A 14,890-nucleotide genomic window follows, 5' to 3' on the forward strand; every position below is an offset into this window, starting at 1 on the left:
TAATCAAAAGATAAAATACCTGGTCTAGCCCTTTTTTCTTGCTGCAAAAAACAGGCGCTCTGATGTATCATTCGGCGGGTGATCTGTAAAATCCCTTGTAACAGTGAGAAGTTCAAATCCTGTTTCATCAAGTAATGATTGATATGTTTCTAAGGAATAGGCTCGTTGGTAGTGACTCTCATCATACCTTTTGTATCCATCATTTCCGGTATGTACGAAAAAGGATAAATCATGATGGATGCTTCCTTCTTCTTCACCAGGATGACATTCCCAAATATAGCTGATTTCCTCGTCATTCAACGTGAATGTATGGTCAGAAAAAACTGTTTCTATCTTGTATAATGTATGCACATCAAATAAGAGCAGACCTTCAACCTTCAATGATTTGGAAATGGATTGGAACGCCGTTTTCACATCGTTTGGTGTACGAAGATAGTTGAGAGAATCACAAAAGATCAGCGCAACGTCTTGCTCTTTGAAACCATCGAGATCTCTCATATCCTGTTGATAGAAAGGGATATGCAAACCTTTATGTTCAGTCTTTTCCCTTGCAACAGTCAACATTTCTTCTGATAGATCGATTCCTTGTACACTATAGCCTTTCTCCGACAAGCGAATCGATATCTCGCCTGTTCCGCACCCGATATCAAGTAAAGAGGTTGCAGGACCGTTGCAGTATACGTCAATCGCCTTGTTGACGAAACTGACCCACATATCGTAAGGTGCATCCTCCATCAACCGATCATATAATCCTGCAAAATGTTGATAGCTCATGATTTCACTCCATTATGTCAGCATAGATTCAATGTTCAGCGTTGGTGCATCGCCCCATAATTTCTCGAGGTTGTAATACATGCGATCATCCTTATGGAAGATGTGAACGATGACATCACCAAGATCGATGAGGACCCATCGTGATTGATCCAATCCTTCCAAACGTTTGACAGGGTATCCGTTTTCTTGGGCTCGATCTTTTACTTCACGAGCAATCGCCTCGACTTGTTTTTCAGAGTTTCCATGGCAAATCATAAAGTAATCCGCCACAAGTGAAATCCCTTGCACGTTCAAAACGACTATGTTTTCAGCCCTCTTATCATCAAGAGCTCGTACTGATAATTCAACCAATTCATTTGCTGTCATTCCTTTATTCCTCCTTGTTGACGAACGATATCGTTATAAGTGTGTAGTGTTTCAGGGAAAACGAGTTGATTTCTCTTCATAAGAAATGTGATGGTATTCATTAGGGACTGCTTCACAGCTTCATTTAAATCCTCTTTGGCTACTTCTCTGACGTCCTCTACCCCAGGAAAATGCCTTCCTGGTTCAATATAATCTGCTAGAAAAATTATCTTTTCTAACATAGACATCCTTACTCTGCCGGAAGTATGACTACTGATCGCCAGAAGGATTTCCTCGTCCTTCATCCCCGCTTCTTTTTCGACTAGATAAGCACCTACCGGAGCGTGCCATAGCTCTGAACCATAACGTAACAGATCTTCACCAAGACCCTGTTCCAGAATGATCGTTTTCATCTCTTCCTTTGGACGAAATTTAGCATAATCATGGAATATCGCAGCCATCATTGCTTTTTCCGAATCTGCACCGTACCTCTCAGCTAATTCAACCGCTGTATCCATGACACCGATCGTATGTTGGTATCGGTGCTCCGTGAGTTGTTCTTTCACAATTTTCAGCGCTTCATCCTTCGTCATATAACCGATTCACCTCAATGTAATCCTTGACTGCTTCAGTGACATAATACTTTGTGTTTTTCTTTTGTCGGAAACGTTCCCTTAACATTGTAGAAGAAATTCCGATCAGCGGGGTTTCAATTGCGATGATGCTATCAAGATAAGGGTTTTTGAACTCATGTCCCGGTCGTTCAATGCCGATGAAGGTAACGATCTCTATCAATTCCTCGATCCTTTCCCAGGTATGCAATGCCGCTACACTATCTCCCCCGATGATGAAAAAGAATTCAAAATCAGGATGCCTCATTTTCATCTCTTTCATCGTATCGACTGTGAAAGACGGACCTTCACGTTCAAACTCGATAAGAGAAAGTTCAAATTCTTCCACTTTCTCAATCATTTTCTCCACCATTTTCACGCGGGCATTTCCAGACGATACGCCATCAATCTTTTTATGTGGCGGTGATGCGCTGGGCATGAACCATATCTTGTCCAGGTTACATTGCTCAAGCGCCTCCTGTGCCATGATGAGATGACCGACATGAGGAGGATCGAAGGTACCTCCTAGAATGCCAACTTTTTTCTTTTTCATTGGATCAAGATGGCAGCTCGATCGTTTTTTTCTCTTTCGATTCTTTATATAAAACGATAGTATTCCCGATTACCTGTACAAGCTCGGCTCCAGTTTTTTCCGTTAAGGTTTCAGCCACAGTGTCCTTATCTTCTTCGCAATTTTGCAGTACACTGACTTTAATCAACTCACGAGCTTCAAGCGCATCATTGATTTGTGAATACATATTTTCATTTGTGCCGCCTTTTCCAACCTGAAAAATCGGATCCAGGTGATGGGCCTTCGACCGTAAAAACCGCTTTTGTTTTCCTGTTAACATGTTCATTTCCCTCCAAGCTTTTGTTCAACAGTCCGCTTCATCAAACCTAGGTCAGGTTTTCTCCCCGTCCAAAGTTCAAATGAAAGTGCTGCTTGATGTATGAACATCGGCACACCATTTTGGACCGTACATCCTTTTTCCAATCCTGTTTTCAAAAACTTCGTCATCAACGGGTTATAAATGATATCAACCAAGACTGTATGTGATTCAAGATTATCCAAAGAAATTGGTGTTTCGTTGATATTTTGGACCATTCCAATCGGTGTCGTGTTGATGATAATATCATATCGGGCTAATCTCGATGTCACTTCCTCTAATGGGAGTGCTTGTCCATTACTTCCTTCAAGAAGTTGGACGGCTTTTTCTACGGTCCTGTTTGTGATTGTCACCTGTTCTATTCCATTCAAAAGAAATGCCTTTACAATAGCACGGGCAGCTCCCCCAGCACCAATCACAAGAATATTGGATTCCTTCAAATTGAGAGAATGAACCTCAAGCAGGGACTGATAAAATCCAGGACCATCTGTATTGTAACCTTTCAGTTTAGATCCTTCCAAAATGACAGTATTCACAGCTCCTATGGCCTCAGCGAAAGGATCGATTTCATCCAGAAGGTCGATGATATCCAACTTATGTGGAATGGTCACATTGAAGCCCTTGCAACCGGCTTCTATAAGGGCTTTTACCTTTTGTTCCAGTTCCTCTTTTCGGACATGGACTGCCTCGTATATTGCATCGATTCCCATTTGTTCGAAGCATGCATTATGGATATCCGGGGACATTGATTGCATAATCGGGTCACCTATCACAGCATACTTAGATAAGTGCTTGTCGTACATAGACACCCACTCCCTTAGGAGCATAAGCAGCTACTCTTGCAGGAGCAGAGGTTATCGTGATCCATCCAAGTCCTGAAAACACGATATCTACCTTATCCTCTTTAATGGAAAATTCATGCTTTGCTAATGGCGGCAATTGGCCTAAATCATCTGAATCAGGCGGGCTGAGCAGTTCTCCTGCCTGTTTTTCATAAAGGTCTGAAGCCTTTTCGAGCTTTGTCCGATGAATCGGAAGCTCGTTAGACAAGTAGCATATGAACGGCTGCTTCGGTCCAGACTCGAAGTCAAAACGCGCAAGACCGCCCATGAATAAGGTTTGTCCGTCATTTAACTGGTATACCTTAGGCTTTATCTCTTTTTTCGGTGTGATTTTTTTCAGATCTTTCTTATTAATATAGTGCGCAATCTGATGGTGATTAATAATCCCCGGAGTATCATAAAGTGAACTCTTATCATCTAATGGAATTTCTATGAGATCAAGTGTCGTTCCGGGATAATGTGATGTCGTAATTAATGTTGAGGTCTCTTCACTGAATTCTTTGATCAATTGATTGATGAACGTGGACTTACCTACATTCGTTGCGCCGACTATGTACACATCTTTATCATTCCGATATTCTTCTATCGTCGCTGCAACTTCTTTTACCCTCATTCCTTTTTCAGCACTCATCAATTCGACATCGATTACTTTTACACCTAATTGTTTGGCTTCATACTTCATCCAATTCTTTATTTTATTCCGTTTGACTGATTTAGGCAGAAGATCAAGCTTATTGCCTATAAGCAGAATCGGATTATTTCCGACAAAACGGTGGATGCCTGTCAACCAGCTTCCACTGAAATCAAAAATGTCAACAATCTTCACAATCAATGCTTCTTGTGAACCGATTCCTGACAAGATTTTACGGTAGTCATCGTCTGTAAGAGATACATCTTGTATTTCATTATAATGCTTCAAACGGAAACAGCGCTGGCAAATCACTTGCTCCCTTTCCAATGCTGATGGAGGAGCATACCCTAACTCTTTTTTATGTTCCGTTTGGATGGGCACTCCACAGCCCTCACAATATATCGAATTACCCAAAGATCATTCCTCCCAATTAATTAAACCTTTACGTTTCATCCACTGCAAAACATGGCGTTCCATATAACGATTGAGCTTTGTAGCGAGCCCATCACTTTTTGCGACAGGAACGACAAGGATCGTATATAACCCAAGCCTGTTTCCTCCTAGGACATCTGTGAAAATCTGATCTCCTACGACAACCACTTCATTATGCTGCAGTTTCATATTTTTCGCTGCTCGTTTGAAAGCTTTGGTCATCGGTTTACGAGCACGGAAAATAAACGGGATATTCAAGGGATAGGAAAAACTCCGTACCCGTTCCTCATTATTATTTGAAACGATGGTCACTTGTAAACCTTTATCCTTCAACATTGCGAACCATTTGATCAATTCAGGTGTAGCTTCAGGACGGTCCCATTCGACCAATGTATTATCAAGGTCTGTTATGATTCCTTTGATTCCTCTTTCTAATAACTCATTCGCATCTATATCATAAATAGAAGGAACATGTTCATTAGGCAATAATTGTTTAAACACTACCAATACACCTCATATCCAATTCTTCTTCAATCCAACCTATATTGTATCAATAATTTACCCATCGACAATGTTTTTTCACCATTTCTTGTAGACAGATCCATTTTGAAAAACGTGTCTATTTTAAAAATGATAGACAGAGGAAAACGCTCTATCCTATTCCTAGCAACTAACTTTTTAAACAAAGGCTTTGGTAATCTTCGTTGTTGATTTTAACCTAAATTTACGACACTCCTGCGGGAAAAGCGAGCCAGGTGAGCCCGCGGAAAGGGAGTGAATTTCGAAAAAATCAACATTATTCTTTAACAAAGCCTAAACAAAAGATAAACTCCTCAAAACAAAAAAACAAAAACTTTTCGACAAATTTCGATTTATTCAGAATTTGTGGATAACTTTACTCACAATATACACATTGAAAATTAACCAATCATTTACTTTATGAACATTTTACCCACAAGTTATCCACTTCGATTTGTGGATAAGAGAACGATTGTTCCTCATTCCATTTCATGGTAAGCTAGGTTTACATCATAACATAAAAGTTTATGCTAGCTTCGAATTCAATATGACTTATAAAAATCTTTTATGACGAGCCTCAACGCTTTTCCTCTATGTTGATCATATTCGAACTTATACTTTCATTAAAAGCAAGAACATTTTTTCAAAAGACCGATCCTACTAATTTCTAATGAGTCTGGAGGTGCGAAGCCCATTTTCGGCTGTGCTTATGGAAAATCTATCTGATGAGCTCTTGATTGAATCCTATCACAAAGCAAGAGAGTTGAAACTGAGCCACGAATTCATCACTTTGATCAAAAAAGAGATTGACCGCCGGCATTTGACTACTAACTTAATTTCTACGCACTTATAACCCGACCAACATTTTTGTTGGTTCTTTTTTTTGCAATTATCTCGCAAAATCCGTAGGAAAACTTACTAGTCAACATTGAATTTAAGGTTGTTTGAAAATGATGTTGATAAGGATATTGATGAAAACCTCTACAAACAGAAATATACGAGACTCCTGCGGGAAAAGCGAGCCAGGCGAGACCACGCAGCGAGGAACTCCCGAGGAGGTTCGCGGATCGCCCGCGTAAAGCGAGTATATTTCCAAATTAAACACTATTAAAGTTTTAAACTTAGGTGATAATAGAATAAGATAAATCGTCAGTAGATTGTAACATCGATGAATTTTTAAGGTCATTTGACGTTAAAATTGTTGATAATCCTTGGTTATTGTGATTACAATGGGAATGGTACAGTACATAACTGATACGGAAATCTTGATAGGAGGATCTTTTTTATGTTGCAATATGCAGTCCTTGCTCCGTTCCTTACGGCATTATTTGTGCCGTTTTTCTTTCGATACATACGGGCAATCCACACAGGATGGTTAATCCTCCCAATTCCTTTTGGGGTCTTTGCGTATTTTTTATCACAAATTACTACAATTGCAGAAGGCCAAAATCATGATTCGCTTGTACAATGGGTGCCTTCGCTGGGAATGAACTTCAGTTTTTATTTAGATGGACTTAGTTTACTCTTTTCATTATTAATAAGCGGAATAGGAACTCTTGTAGTTTTGTATTCCATTTTTTATTTGAATAAAAACGAAAAGTTGCATAATTTTTATGTTTTCTTGTTCATTTTCATGGGCGCAATGCTTGGTGTCGTTCTTTCCGATAACGTTTATGCGTTATATCTGTTCTGGGAGTTGACAAGTTTATCTTCCTTCCTCTTGATCGGATATTGGTATGAACGGCAAGCTTCCCGTTATGGTGCGCTGAAATCGATGATCATCACAGTATTAGGCGGCCTTGCCATGCTCGGCGGGCTCATCCTCCTTACCATCGTTACAGAAACGACAAGTATACGGGAGATGATTGCAGCTAGTGATGTTGTACTAGAGAGCCCTTATTTTACAGGTATTTTAGTATTAATCCTATTAGGTGCTTTCACGAAATCAGCACAATTCCCATTCCATATCTGGCTTCCAGATGCGATGGAAGCACCGACTCCGGTCAGCGCCTTCCTTCACTCTGCAACGATGGTAAAAGCGGGGATCTATCTGACTGCACGTCTCTTCTTATTGTTCGGGGGTACAGATATCTTTTTCGTTCTAGTAACAGGCTTTGGTTTATTGACGCTCTGTTGGGGATCATACATGGCTGTCCGTCAAACGGATTTAAAAGCGATCCTCGCGTTTTCCACAATCAGTCAGCTTGGAATGATCATGACAATGCTCGGCTTCGGTACAAAAGCGGCTGTTTTCGCAGCTGTTTTCCATATTTTTAACCATGCAACTTTTAAGGGAAGTTTGTTCATGGTTGCTGGAATTGTCGATCATGAAACCGGAACGCGTGACATAAGAAAACTCGGCGGCTTAATGACACTGATGCCGATATCGGCGACATTAGCATTTTTCGGTGCCTTTTCAATGGCCGGTGTTCCATTACCGATTTTCAACGGATTTTTAAGTAAGGAAATGTTCTTCCAAACGTCCTTGGATTTGGATACGACATCACCACTTGTTGCTAGTATTGCACCATTTGTCCCAGTCCTTGCCGTATTAGGAAGCATTTTCACTTTCGTCTATTCAATGTACTTTTTCTTTCATACGTTTACGGGGAAAACACGTGGTGAATTGAAGATGAAACCACATGAGGCTCCAATAGGCATGTTAATATCGCCTGTCGTGCTAGTCATTTTCGTAGTGGTGATCGGATTACTACCGAATTTGATCAACGGTGCAATACTGACACCTGCTACTGCAGCGATATTCGGAGAAATTCCTAATAAACATATCGTCTTTTGGCACGGCTTTAAACTTCCTCTCTACATGTCACTGATCGTAGTCGCTTTAGGAGTCATCCTTTATTTGACAAGAGCGAAGTGGCAGGCTGTCTATGAGTGGATACCTGGGGTGTTAAGTGCAAATAAAGCATATGATTCCATTTATAATATGAAATTCCGTATTGCTGGAAAAACAACTCGGACTTATATGACCGGGTCAATCAGACATTATGTGTTATACATTCTTATTTTCATAGTTGGGGCAGTTGGTGCAACCCTGTTCGTAACAGACGGATTCGTGATTGAAACTGCCGACTTAGCACCTATTTCTTGGCCTGAAATCGTGGTCGGCCTCGTTATGGCGGTTGCTGCATTTGCGACAATTGTGATGAAAAATCGTATTGCAGCAATTCTCGTTCTTGGTGTGGTAGGTTATGGATTATCGTTACTATTCGTGTTTTTCAGAGCACCTGACCTTGCTTTGACGCAATTGATTGTCGAAACGGTGACGGTCGCATTATTTCTCCTGTGCTTTTACCACTTGCCGAAGCTTGATACCGAAAAAACAACACCTGGAGCCAAAACGGTTAATATCATCATTTCAGGATCAGTTGGTGTGCTAGTGACTTTGATTGCGATCGCATCACATAGTTCAAAGAGCTTTGAAACGATTGCACACTATTTCATTAAAGAATCACACCATCTTGGCGGTGGAAATAACGTGGTAAACGTAATTCTTGTTGACATGCGTGGACTGGATACGTTGTTTGAAATCACAGTTCTTGGTATAGCTGCATTAGGGATCTACGCAATGATCCGACTCCGCGACAAGGAGGAGATCGATTAATCATGGAAATCATCATGTCGATCCTGGCTGGCATTCTTTTTTCAGCTGGGGTCTATCTATTACTTCAAAGACAATTACTGAAAATCATATTCGGTACAGCAATATTATCTCATGCCGCTCATTTGCTTATCTTGACGATGGGAAAGCTTAACAGAGGCGCACCACCTATCCTAGAAGAAGGGATCGACACGTATACGGATCCTCTTCCACAGGCTCTGATTTTGACATCGATTGTCATCAGCTTTGGTGTAACATCATTTTTACTTGTGTTGGCCTATAGAGCCTATAAAACCAATAAAACAGACAACATGGAGCAATTAAGGGGATCTGATCATGACTAATCTAATCATTTTACCAATTTTGATACCACTCATCGCCGGCACCATGTTCGTCTTTTTCAGAAAAAGACTGCCTCTGGTCCGTGCAGGAACACAAATTGCTACGATAATCAATCTGGCTGTCACAGCATATGCCACTTTTCATGTTATGCAACATGGTACCATTGTCCTTGAAACTGGTGGATGGATCGCCCCCTACGGTATCATTCTCGTAGGTGATGGGCTTTCGTTATCACTAATCCTAACCACGAATGTAGTTGCAGTAGCTGCTGCATTCTACGCACCCTTTTCTTTAGATAAGGGGCGTGAAGAATTTTATTTTTACTCATTCTTCCTTATGCTCATCGGAGGGGTTAGCGGTGCATTCTTGACAGGAGACATTTTCAACCTCTTTGTCTTTTTTGAAGTATTGTTAATGGCTTCATATGGGTTGATCGTACTTGGCGGGACAAGACAACAGCTTCGCGAATCAATCAAATATGTACTGTTGAACCTTTTTTCTTCTATCTTATTTGTCACGACAGTAGCATTTATTTATTCGGTAACTGGTACAGTCAACATGGCTCAATTATCCGAACGTGTGGACCAGGTGAATCAGTCAGGAATCTTGACAACAATTGGGCTTCTATTTTTTATCGTCTTTGCGACGAAAGGTGCTTTGTTCCCATTATATTTCTGGATGCCTCATTCATATACGAAACCACCAGCAGTGATATCAGCCTTGTTTGGTGCGTTATTGACAAAGGTAGGGGTTTATTCGATCATTCGGATTTTCACCTTGATTTTTAACGGAAATATCGACTATACGCATACATTCTTCATCGTATTAGCTGGTTTCACTTTGATTTTTGGTGTCGCTGGTGCTTTATCGACGAATAATATCAAGCTGATCATTGCGTATAACATCATCCCCGCTGTCGGTTTCATGATCATGGGAGTCGGTATTTTCAGTGATGTATCTCTATCTGGGTCCATCTATTACTTGGTTCATGATATGGTAATCAAAGCAGCGTTGTTTTTGTTGGTGGGAGCAATTGCCATCATAGCTGGTACTTCCGATATTCGAAAAATCAGCGGTTTGATCAAGGACTATCCTCTGCTCGGCTGGATGTTCTTTATTGCTGCGGTTGTGTTAGCAGGATTACCTCCGTTCAGTGGGTTCATTGGTAAATTACAATTGTTGCAAGGTGCATTTGAAAATGGCCACTACGTGATTGCAATCATCGCATTGATTACAAGTTTATTGATTCTGATTTCAGTCATGCGGATCTTCATCCTCGGCTTTTGGGGTGAAGGAATGGAGTTACCGCAGGAAAGACGTTCGATCAGACCACTGTATTTTCCAATTTCCTTTTTACTGATCTTCTCGATTATTCTTGGAGTTGGAGCAGAATGGTTTTTACCACATATCCAACAAATCGGTGTTGATTTGACAGACCCTTCTGTTTATATCGACGCAGTCTTAAAGGAGTAGTTCGATATGGCATTTCAACTTTTAATCAATCTTGTAATCGGTCTAATATGGATGTTCTTGATGGAATCGTATGATTTCGTTACGTTCCTGATCGGATTTGTCCTTGGAATCTTTCTGTTGTTTTTGTTGAACCGTTTCATACCAGATACCTTTTACATTAGATATATCATTGCAATTGTGAAATTGGTTTTTCTGTTTGCAAAGGAATTGTTGATTTCAAATATTGAGGTATTGAAAATGGTCTATAAACCTAAGATGGATATGCAACCAGGAATTATCGCACTCCCGATCGATCTAAAGACCAATTGGGAAATCACAATGCTGGCCAATCTCATTACTTTAACACCTGGGACATTGACGGTAGATGTATCAGCAGATAACAAATTTCTTTACATCCATGCAATGGATTTACCGGATGTCGATGAAACGATCAATCAGATCAAAGGAACATTTGAGAAAGCGATAAAGGACGTGACACGATGAGCTCATTACTACACAATGTCGTCTGGCTATGTATGGTCATCAATTCGATATCCATTATCTTCCTTCTCTATCGTGCCATCAAAGGACCATCCAATCCAGATAGAGCTGTAGCCATCGATACGATTGGAATCAACCTGATTTCCATGACCGGATTGGTTGCAATTCAATTGAGCACAATCAGACTGAATGATGTAATATTATTGATTGGAATTTTGACATTCATCGCAACTGTAGCTATTGCGAAATTCTTGGAAAAGGGTGTTATTATTGATCGAAGTCGTGATTAGTGTCCTTGTCTTACTCGGTACATTTTTCGTTTTCTCAAGTTCCCTTGGAATCCTTAGATTTCCTGATGTTTATTCTAGACTTCATGCGGCTACCAAAAGTGCAACACTTGGAGTATCTGGGGTCTTGATTGCAGCCTTCATTTTCTTCATCGTCGAGGAAAACATGGTAAGTGGAAAGTTGATCCTTGGTATCCTCTTCGTATTGATGACTGCTCCTGTAGCTGGCCACATGATTTCAAGGGCAGCCTATCGTACAGGTGTACCACTTTCTGAACGAACGATTAAAGACGAATTACAGAAAAAATATAACGATGAATCTTCATGAAACAGATAATGGGAAGCTGGCAGTCAAATAATCTGCCAGTTTCCATTTTTTATATAGCTGTTTTCAAATTGTTTGTGAGGATAGAAACGGACAAGGAGAGAGATGAAAAACTAATGCATGAAAATTCATTTTTGGATTAAGATTCTGTGCAAGTAAGTCGAGGAACCTTTCCCCTCGAATTTGGTGTAAAAAGTAACCTTTGGCCGGATTATGTATGATTCCCGCCGGATTACGTGTGATCGGCCCCGGATATGGGCTAAATTTGTATATCGTATTAAGCAAATGTGAACGTTTTTAGGTAGAATTATTTGAAATGTTAAGTAATTGTTAAATAATACTTTCTTATTATGAGGTTGTGGCATATAATAGTTTTAAAAACTCAAAGAAATTGGATTTTTCATTTTCATGAAAAACCAATAAGGAGTGACTTGTATAATGTACTTCTTGGAACGGGTTGACCATACACTTAAACGGATGAAGAGTCAAACTGCCAACGCAATGACTCTGTTGAACCTGACATTAGGTGCAATTGCAATCGTTTGTATTCTGAAAGGTCAACTGGAAATGAGCTTTTGGTTCATCTTCCTGTGCGCTTTGTTTGACCGGTTTGACGGAATGATTGCGAGGAAGCTGCAAATAGAATCAGAGTTTGGTAAACAACTTGATTCCTTGTGTGATTTAATTTCTTTCGGAGTCGCTCCGGCGTTCTTGATCTACCAAGCCGTACTGCATGAATTCGGTATTCCAGGTATCGTCTTTATCATTTTATTTATCATATGTGGTGCGATTCGTTTGGCAAGATTCAACATTACTGAATTTGATGGCCACTTCCGGGGTCTTCCGATCACAGCTGCTGGATGCATCATAGCACTTTCATTTTTGACAGTGAACATGGTTCCGAATTACATTTTCATGTTCCTCGTACTTATATTTTCCTTTTTGATGATCAGCAATGTAAGTGTGAAAAAACGATAGTACACAAAAAGGGATTGACCCAAAATGGGTCAGTCCCTTTTTTATGTTCTTATTTCGTCAGTTTCAAAAACTCTTCCACATCTTTTACTGCAAGCTGAATCGCATTGTTCCAGAAGTTCGGCTTTGTCAAATCTTCTCCAAGATGTTTCTCTGCTAAATCTTCTACCGACATTGTTCCAGTATCCTGAAGTAAGGCAATATATTTATCCTCAAATGCAGCCCCTTGCTCTCTTGCAATTGCATAAATACCTGCACTGAACATATATCCGAAGGTGTATGGGAAGTTATAGAAGGGCACATCCGTTATATAGAAATGCAACTTGGAAGCCCAGAAATACGGATGATACTCTCCTAATGCATCACTGTAAGCTTCTCTTTGTGCCTCCTCCATCAATTCCTTCAATCTAGGCACGGACACGAGTCCCTTTTCTCTTTCACTGTAAAAACGTGTTTCGAACAAGTAGCGTGCATGGATATTCATAAAGAATGCTACAGAACGTTGGATCTTATCTTCAAGGAGAACGATACGCTCTTCTTCTGTCTTCGCTGATTCTACCGCTGCATCTGACACAAGCATCTCCGCATAAGTGGAAGCTGTTTCTGCCACGTTCATTGCGTAATTTTGATTCAGATATGGAAGTTCATCCATAACATGCTGATGATAGGCATGACCAAGTTCATGAGCTAGTGTTGAGACATTACTTGCTGTCCCTGAGTATGTCATGAAGATTCGAGTTTCTTTGGCATTCGGGAAACTTGTACAGAACCCCCCAGGACGTTTTCCAGTACGATCTTCAGCTTCGATCCAAGCTTTTTCAAATGCTTGACGTGAAAACTCGCTCATTTTAGGATTGTACCGATTGAATTGCTCAATGATGAAATTAGCCGCTTCATCATAGGAGACTTTCGTATCCGCTTGGCCTACTGGTGCATCCACATCAGTCCAGCCAAGCTTTTCAAGGCCAAGCATTTCTGCCTTGCGTTCCAAGTATTTCACAAAAGTGTTTTTATGCTGTTCGATGACCTTCCACATCATGTCCAGCGTCTCTTGCCTCATGCGATTGATCTTTAGCGGCTCTTTCAGGACTGAATCCCACTTACGGTGTTGATACGTATTCAACCTGAACCCTGCAAGATGATTCAACGCTTCTGAACAAAAATCTTCTTGTTCTTCCCAAGCCTTTTCATAGGCTTCAAAAGCCCGATGACGGATTTCTGGGTTCTGACTGTATAGTTTATTATCCAATTGGCCGACAGACAACTCTTTTTTCTCTCCATCTTCCTCAAATGGAATGCTCATCTTACCGACAACAAGATCATAAAGGTTGGACCATGCATGATAGCCGTCAACCGCCAGGTCGTTGATGAGCGATTCCTGTTCAAAACTGAGTTTCTCTACTGCATTTTTTCGACGTTCACTCAATACAAACGTATATGGGTATAGATCATCGTATTGAAGAAGCGTTTTCAACTCATTCTCAGTTAATTGAGTCAGTTTCACATCGAACTGTGTCCATAATGAATGATATTTAGCCCCGATCTGATCCAGCTTCCCTCGGATGGCGACTGCTTCTTTATCCTTTACATCCTGTGCAACCAGGCATCCCACAAACGCACCGCTCTCATGAAGATGAGAAGATAGAAGACTCATTTCTTCGACTACTTTTGCAAGATCTTCATGATTTTGCGGATTGCAATCCTCTATTTTGTTTTTAGCTTCTACTATCTGTTCCTCAATGGATTGTATGTATGCCTTCAATTCTTGAGATGAACTACCACCTGGAAAAATATTTTCTAAATTCCACTTTTGGGGTAACTGTGTTAGTTTCATTGACATCCTCCCTACAAAATATGTAATACCTTTATTATAAAGAAGATTGGGAAAATAAAAAAGAGAATGCATTCGACACAATTGTTCCCCTTTTCATGTAGAGAAGCAAAAAGTGAAAAGCTGTCCGAACTCGGAGCAACTTCGGACTGGAAGAGGAGCATACTACATAGCTTTATATGAAGTTCGTGCTCTTAAGAGCGGAGATTCGCCTCCGGCTTCCTTCAGATTCAGGGTTTCCATAGACACCCTTGCCTTCAGCTTAACGGCTACGACGATCTTCACCGTTCGGGACTCGAACCCTATAGCGTGTGAACATGTCGGGCGCACCCCCTAGAAAAAACAGACACTGGCGGTGTCTGTTTTTTAATCAAATGCACATGCATACATGAAGTAGACAAGCATCAGAATCAAGGATATATTGAAAATGATTTCCATACGTTCAACCTCACCCCTCTTCTGCCATTGTATTATGTATATTTCCACAAACCCTTGCTGATTAACCTTCTTTTCCAAT

At 40.5% G+C, this 14,890-nt stretch carries 18 protein-coding genes; 8 read left to right on the forward strand and 10 right to left on the reverse strand.

The features are described from left to right. Window positions 1-24: 24 nt before the first annotated feature. The 8 genes from KOL94_RS08785 to KOL94_RS08820 are packed head-to-tail and all read right to left on the reverse strand — an operon-like array spanning window position 25 to window position 5,023. Window positions 25-774: a class I SAM-dependent DNA methyltransferase gene (locus tag KOL94_RS08785; protein ID WP_221565702.1), complete on the reverse strand. Its 750-nt coding sequence runs from the start codon at window positions 772-774 to the stop codon at window positions 25-27. A gap of 12 nt (window positions 775-786) precedes the next feature. Next, the gene (gene rsfS / locus KOL94_RS08790; RefSeq protein WP_221565704.1) at window positions 787-1,140 is read right to left on the reverse strand and encodes a ribosome silencing factor; all 354 of its coding nucleotides are present in this window, start codon (window positions 1,138-1,140) and stop codon (window positions 787-789) included. Further along, window positions 1,137-1,712, reverse strand: coding sequence for a bis(5'-nucleosyl)-tetraphosphatase (symmetrical) YqeK (gene yqeK / locus KOL94_RS08795; protein ID WP_221565706.1), 576 nt, complete (start codon window positions 1,710-1,712; stop codon window positions 1,137-1,139). Before yqeK ends, rsfS begins: the two co-directional genes overlap by 4 nt. Then, window positions 1,699-2,283 carry a nicotinate-nucleotide adenylyltransferase gene (locus KOL94_RS08800; RefSeq protein WP_221565708.1) on the reverse strand — a complete coding sequence of 195 codons (585 nt, stop codon included), beginning with the start codon at window positions 2,281-2,283 and terminating at the stop codon, window positions 1,699-1,701. The genes yqeK and KOL94_RS08800 overlap by 14 nt, the downstream gene beginning before the upstream one ends. A 4-nt stretch (window positions 2,284-2,287) precedes the next feature. Beyond that, window positions 2,288-2,581 (reverse strand): ribosome assembly RNA-binding protein YhbY, encoded by a 294-nt coding sequence (gene yhbY / locus KOL94_RS08805; RefSeq protein WP_221565710.1) that lies wholly within the window; start codon window positions 2,579-2,581, stop codon window positions 2,288-2,290. A gap of 2 nt (window positions 2,582-2,583) precedes the next feature. Then, window positions 2,584-3,420 (reverse strand): shikimate dehydrogenase, encoded by an 837-nt coding sequence (aroE, locus tag KOL94_RS08810; RefSeq protein WP_221565712.1) that lies wholly within the window; start codon window positions 3,418-3,420, stop codon window positions 2,584-2,586. Further along, complete coding sequence (yqeH, locus tag KOL94_RS08815) at window positions 3,398-4,504, reverse strand: ribosome biogenesis GTPase YqeH (RefSeq protein WP_221565714.1); 1,107 nt, start codon at window positions 4,502-4,504, stop codon at window positions 3,398-3,400. Before yqeH ends, aroE begins: the two co-directional genes overlap by 23 nt. 3 nt (window positions 4,505-4,507) lie before the next feature. Beyond that, window positions 4,508-5,023, reverse strand: coding sequence for a YqeG family HAD IIIA-type phosphatase (locus KOL94_RS08820; protein ID WP_221565716.1), 516 nt, complete (start codon window positions 5,021-5,023; stop codon window positions 4,508-4,510). Window positions 5,024-5,750: 727 nt separating this feature from the next. On the opposite strand from KOL94_RS08820, the gene sda reads away from it, so the two are divergent. From sda to pssA, 8 genes are all read left to right on the forward strand, one after another. After that, window positions 5,751-5,894: a sporulation histidine kinase inhibitor Sda gene (gene sda, locus KOL94_RS08825; protein WP_221565718.1), complete on the forward strand. Its 144-nt coding sequence runs from the start codon at window positions 5,751-5,753 to the stop codon at window positions 5,892-5,894. A 432-nt stretch (window positions 5,895-6,326) separates the two neighbouring features. Beyond that, window positions 6,327-8,663: a Na+/H+ antiporter subunit A gene (locus KOL94_RS08830; RefSeq protein WP_221565720.1), complete on the forward strand. Its 2,337-nt coding sequence runs from the start codon at window positions 6,327-6,329 to the stop codon at window positions 8,661-8,663. Window positions 8,664-8,665: 2 nt separating this feature from the next. Then, entirely contained in the window at window positions 8,666-9,004 is a 339-nt protein-coding gene (locus KOL94_RS08835; protein WP_221565722.1) for a Na(+)/H(+) antiporter subunit C, read from the forward strand. Next, the gene (locus KOL94_RS08840; RefSeq protein ID WP_221565724.1) at window positions 8,997-10,475 is read left to right on the forward strand and encodes a Na+/H+ antiporter subunit D; all 1,479 of its coding nucleotides are present in this window, start codon (window positions 8,997-8,999) and stop codon (window positions 10,473-10,475) included. The genes KOL94_RS08835 and KOL94_RS08840 overlap by 8 nt, the downstream gene beginning before the upstream one ends. 6 nt (window positions 10,476-10,481) lie before the next feature. Continuing rightward, window positions 10,482-10,958 carry a Na+/H+ antiporter subunit E gene (locus KOL94_RS08845; protein WP_221565726.1) on the forward strand — a complete coding sequence of 159 codons (477 nt, stop codon included), beginning with the start codon at window positions 10,482-10,484 and terminating at the stop codon, window positions 10,956-10,958. Next, window positions 10,955-11,245: a Na(+)/H(+) antiporter subunit F1 gene (locus KOL94_RS08850; RefSeq protein WP_221565728.1), complete on the forward strand. Its 291-nt coding sequence runs from the start codon at window positions 10,955-10,957 to the stop codon at window positions 11,243-11,245. The genes KOL94_RS08845 and KOL94_RS08850 overlap by 4 nt, the downstream gene beginning before the upstream one ends. Continuing rightward, window positions 11,217-11,570, forward strand: a complete 354-nt coding sequence (gene mnhG / locus KOL94_RS08855; RefSeq protein WP_311775120.1) for a monovalent cation/H(+) antiporter subunit G — start codon at window positions 11,217-11,219, stop codon at window positions 11,568-11,570. Before KOL94_RS08850 ends, mnhG begins: the two co-directional genes overlap by 29 nt. Before the next feature lie 435 nt (window positions 11,571-12,005). Next, on the forward strand, window positions 12,006-12,545 hold the full coding sequence (gene pssA, locus KOL94_RS08860; RefSeq protein WP_221565732.1) for a CDP-diacylglycerol--serine O-phosphatidyltransferase: 540 nt from the start codon (window positions 12,006-12,008) through the stop codon (window positions 12,543-12,545). 49 nt (window positions 12,546-12,594) lie between these two features. Here the strand turns inward: pssA and KOL94_RS08865 are convergent, their stop codons facing one another. Together KOL94_RS08865 and KOL94_RS08870 are read right to left on the reverse strand one after the other, a co-directional pair. Next, window positions 12,595-14,376 (reverse strand): M3 family oligoendopeptidase, encoded by a 1,782-nt coding sequence (locus KOL94_RS08865; protein WP_221565734.1) that lies wholly within the window; start codon window positions 14,374-14,376, stop codon window positions 12,595-12,597. Between the two features lie 363 nt (window positions 14,377-14,739). After that, a complete protein-coding gene (locus KOL94_RS08870) occupies window positions 14,740-14,889 on the reverse strand; it encodes a hypothetical protein (protein WP_221565736.1) in 150 nt (49 codons plus the stop codon). Between the last annotated feature and the right edge of the window lies 1 nt (window position 14,890).

Origin of the sequence: Alkalihalobacillus sp. TS-13 (assembly GCF_019720915.1) — a bacterium.
GTDB lineage: Bacteria > Bacillota > Bacilli > Bacillales > Fictibacillaceae > Pseudalkalibacillus.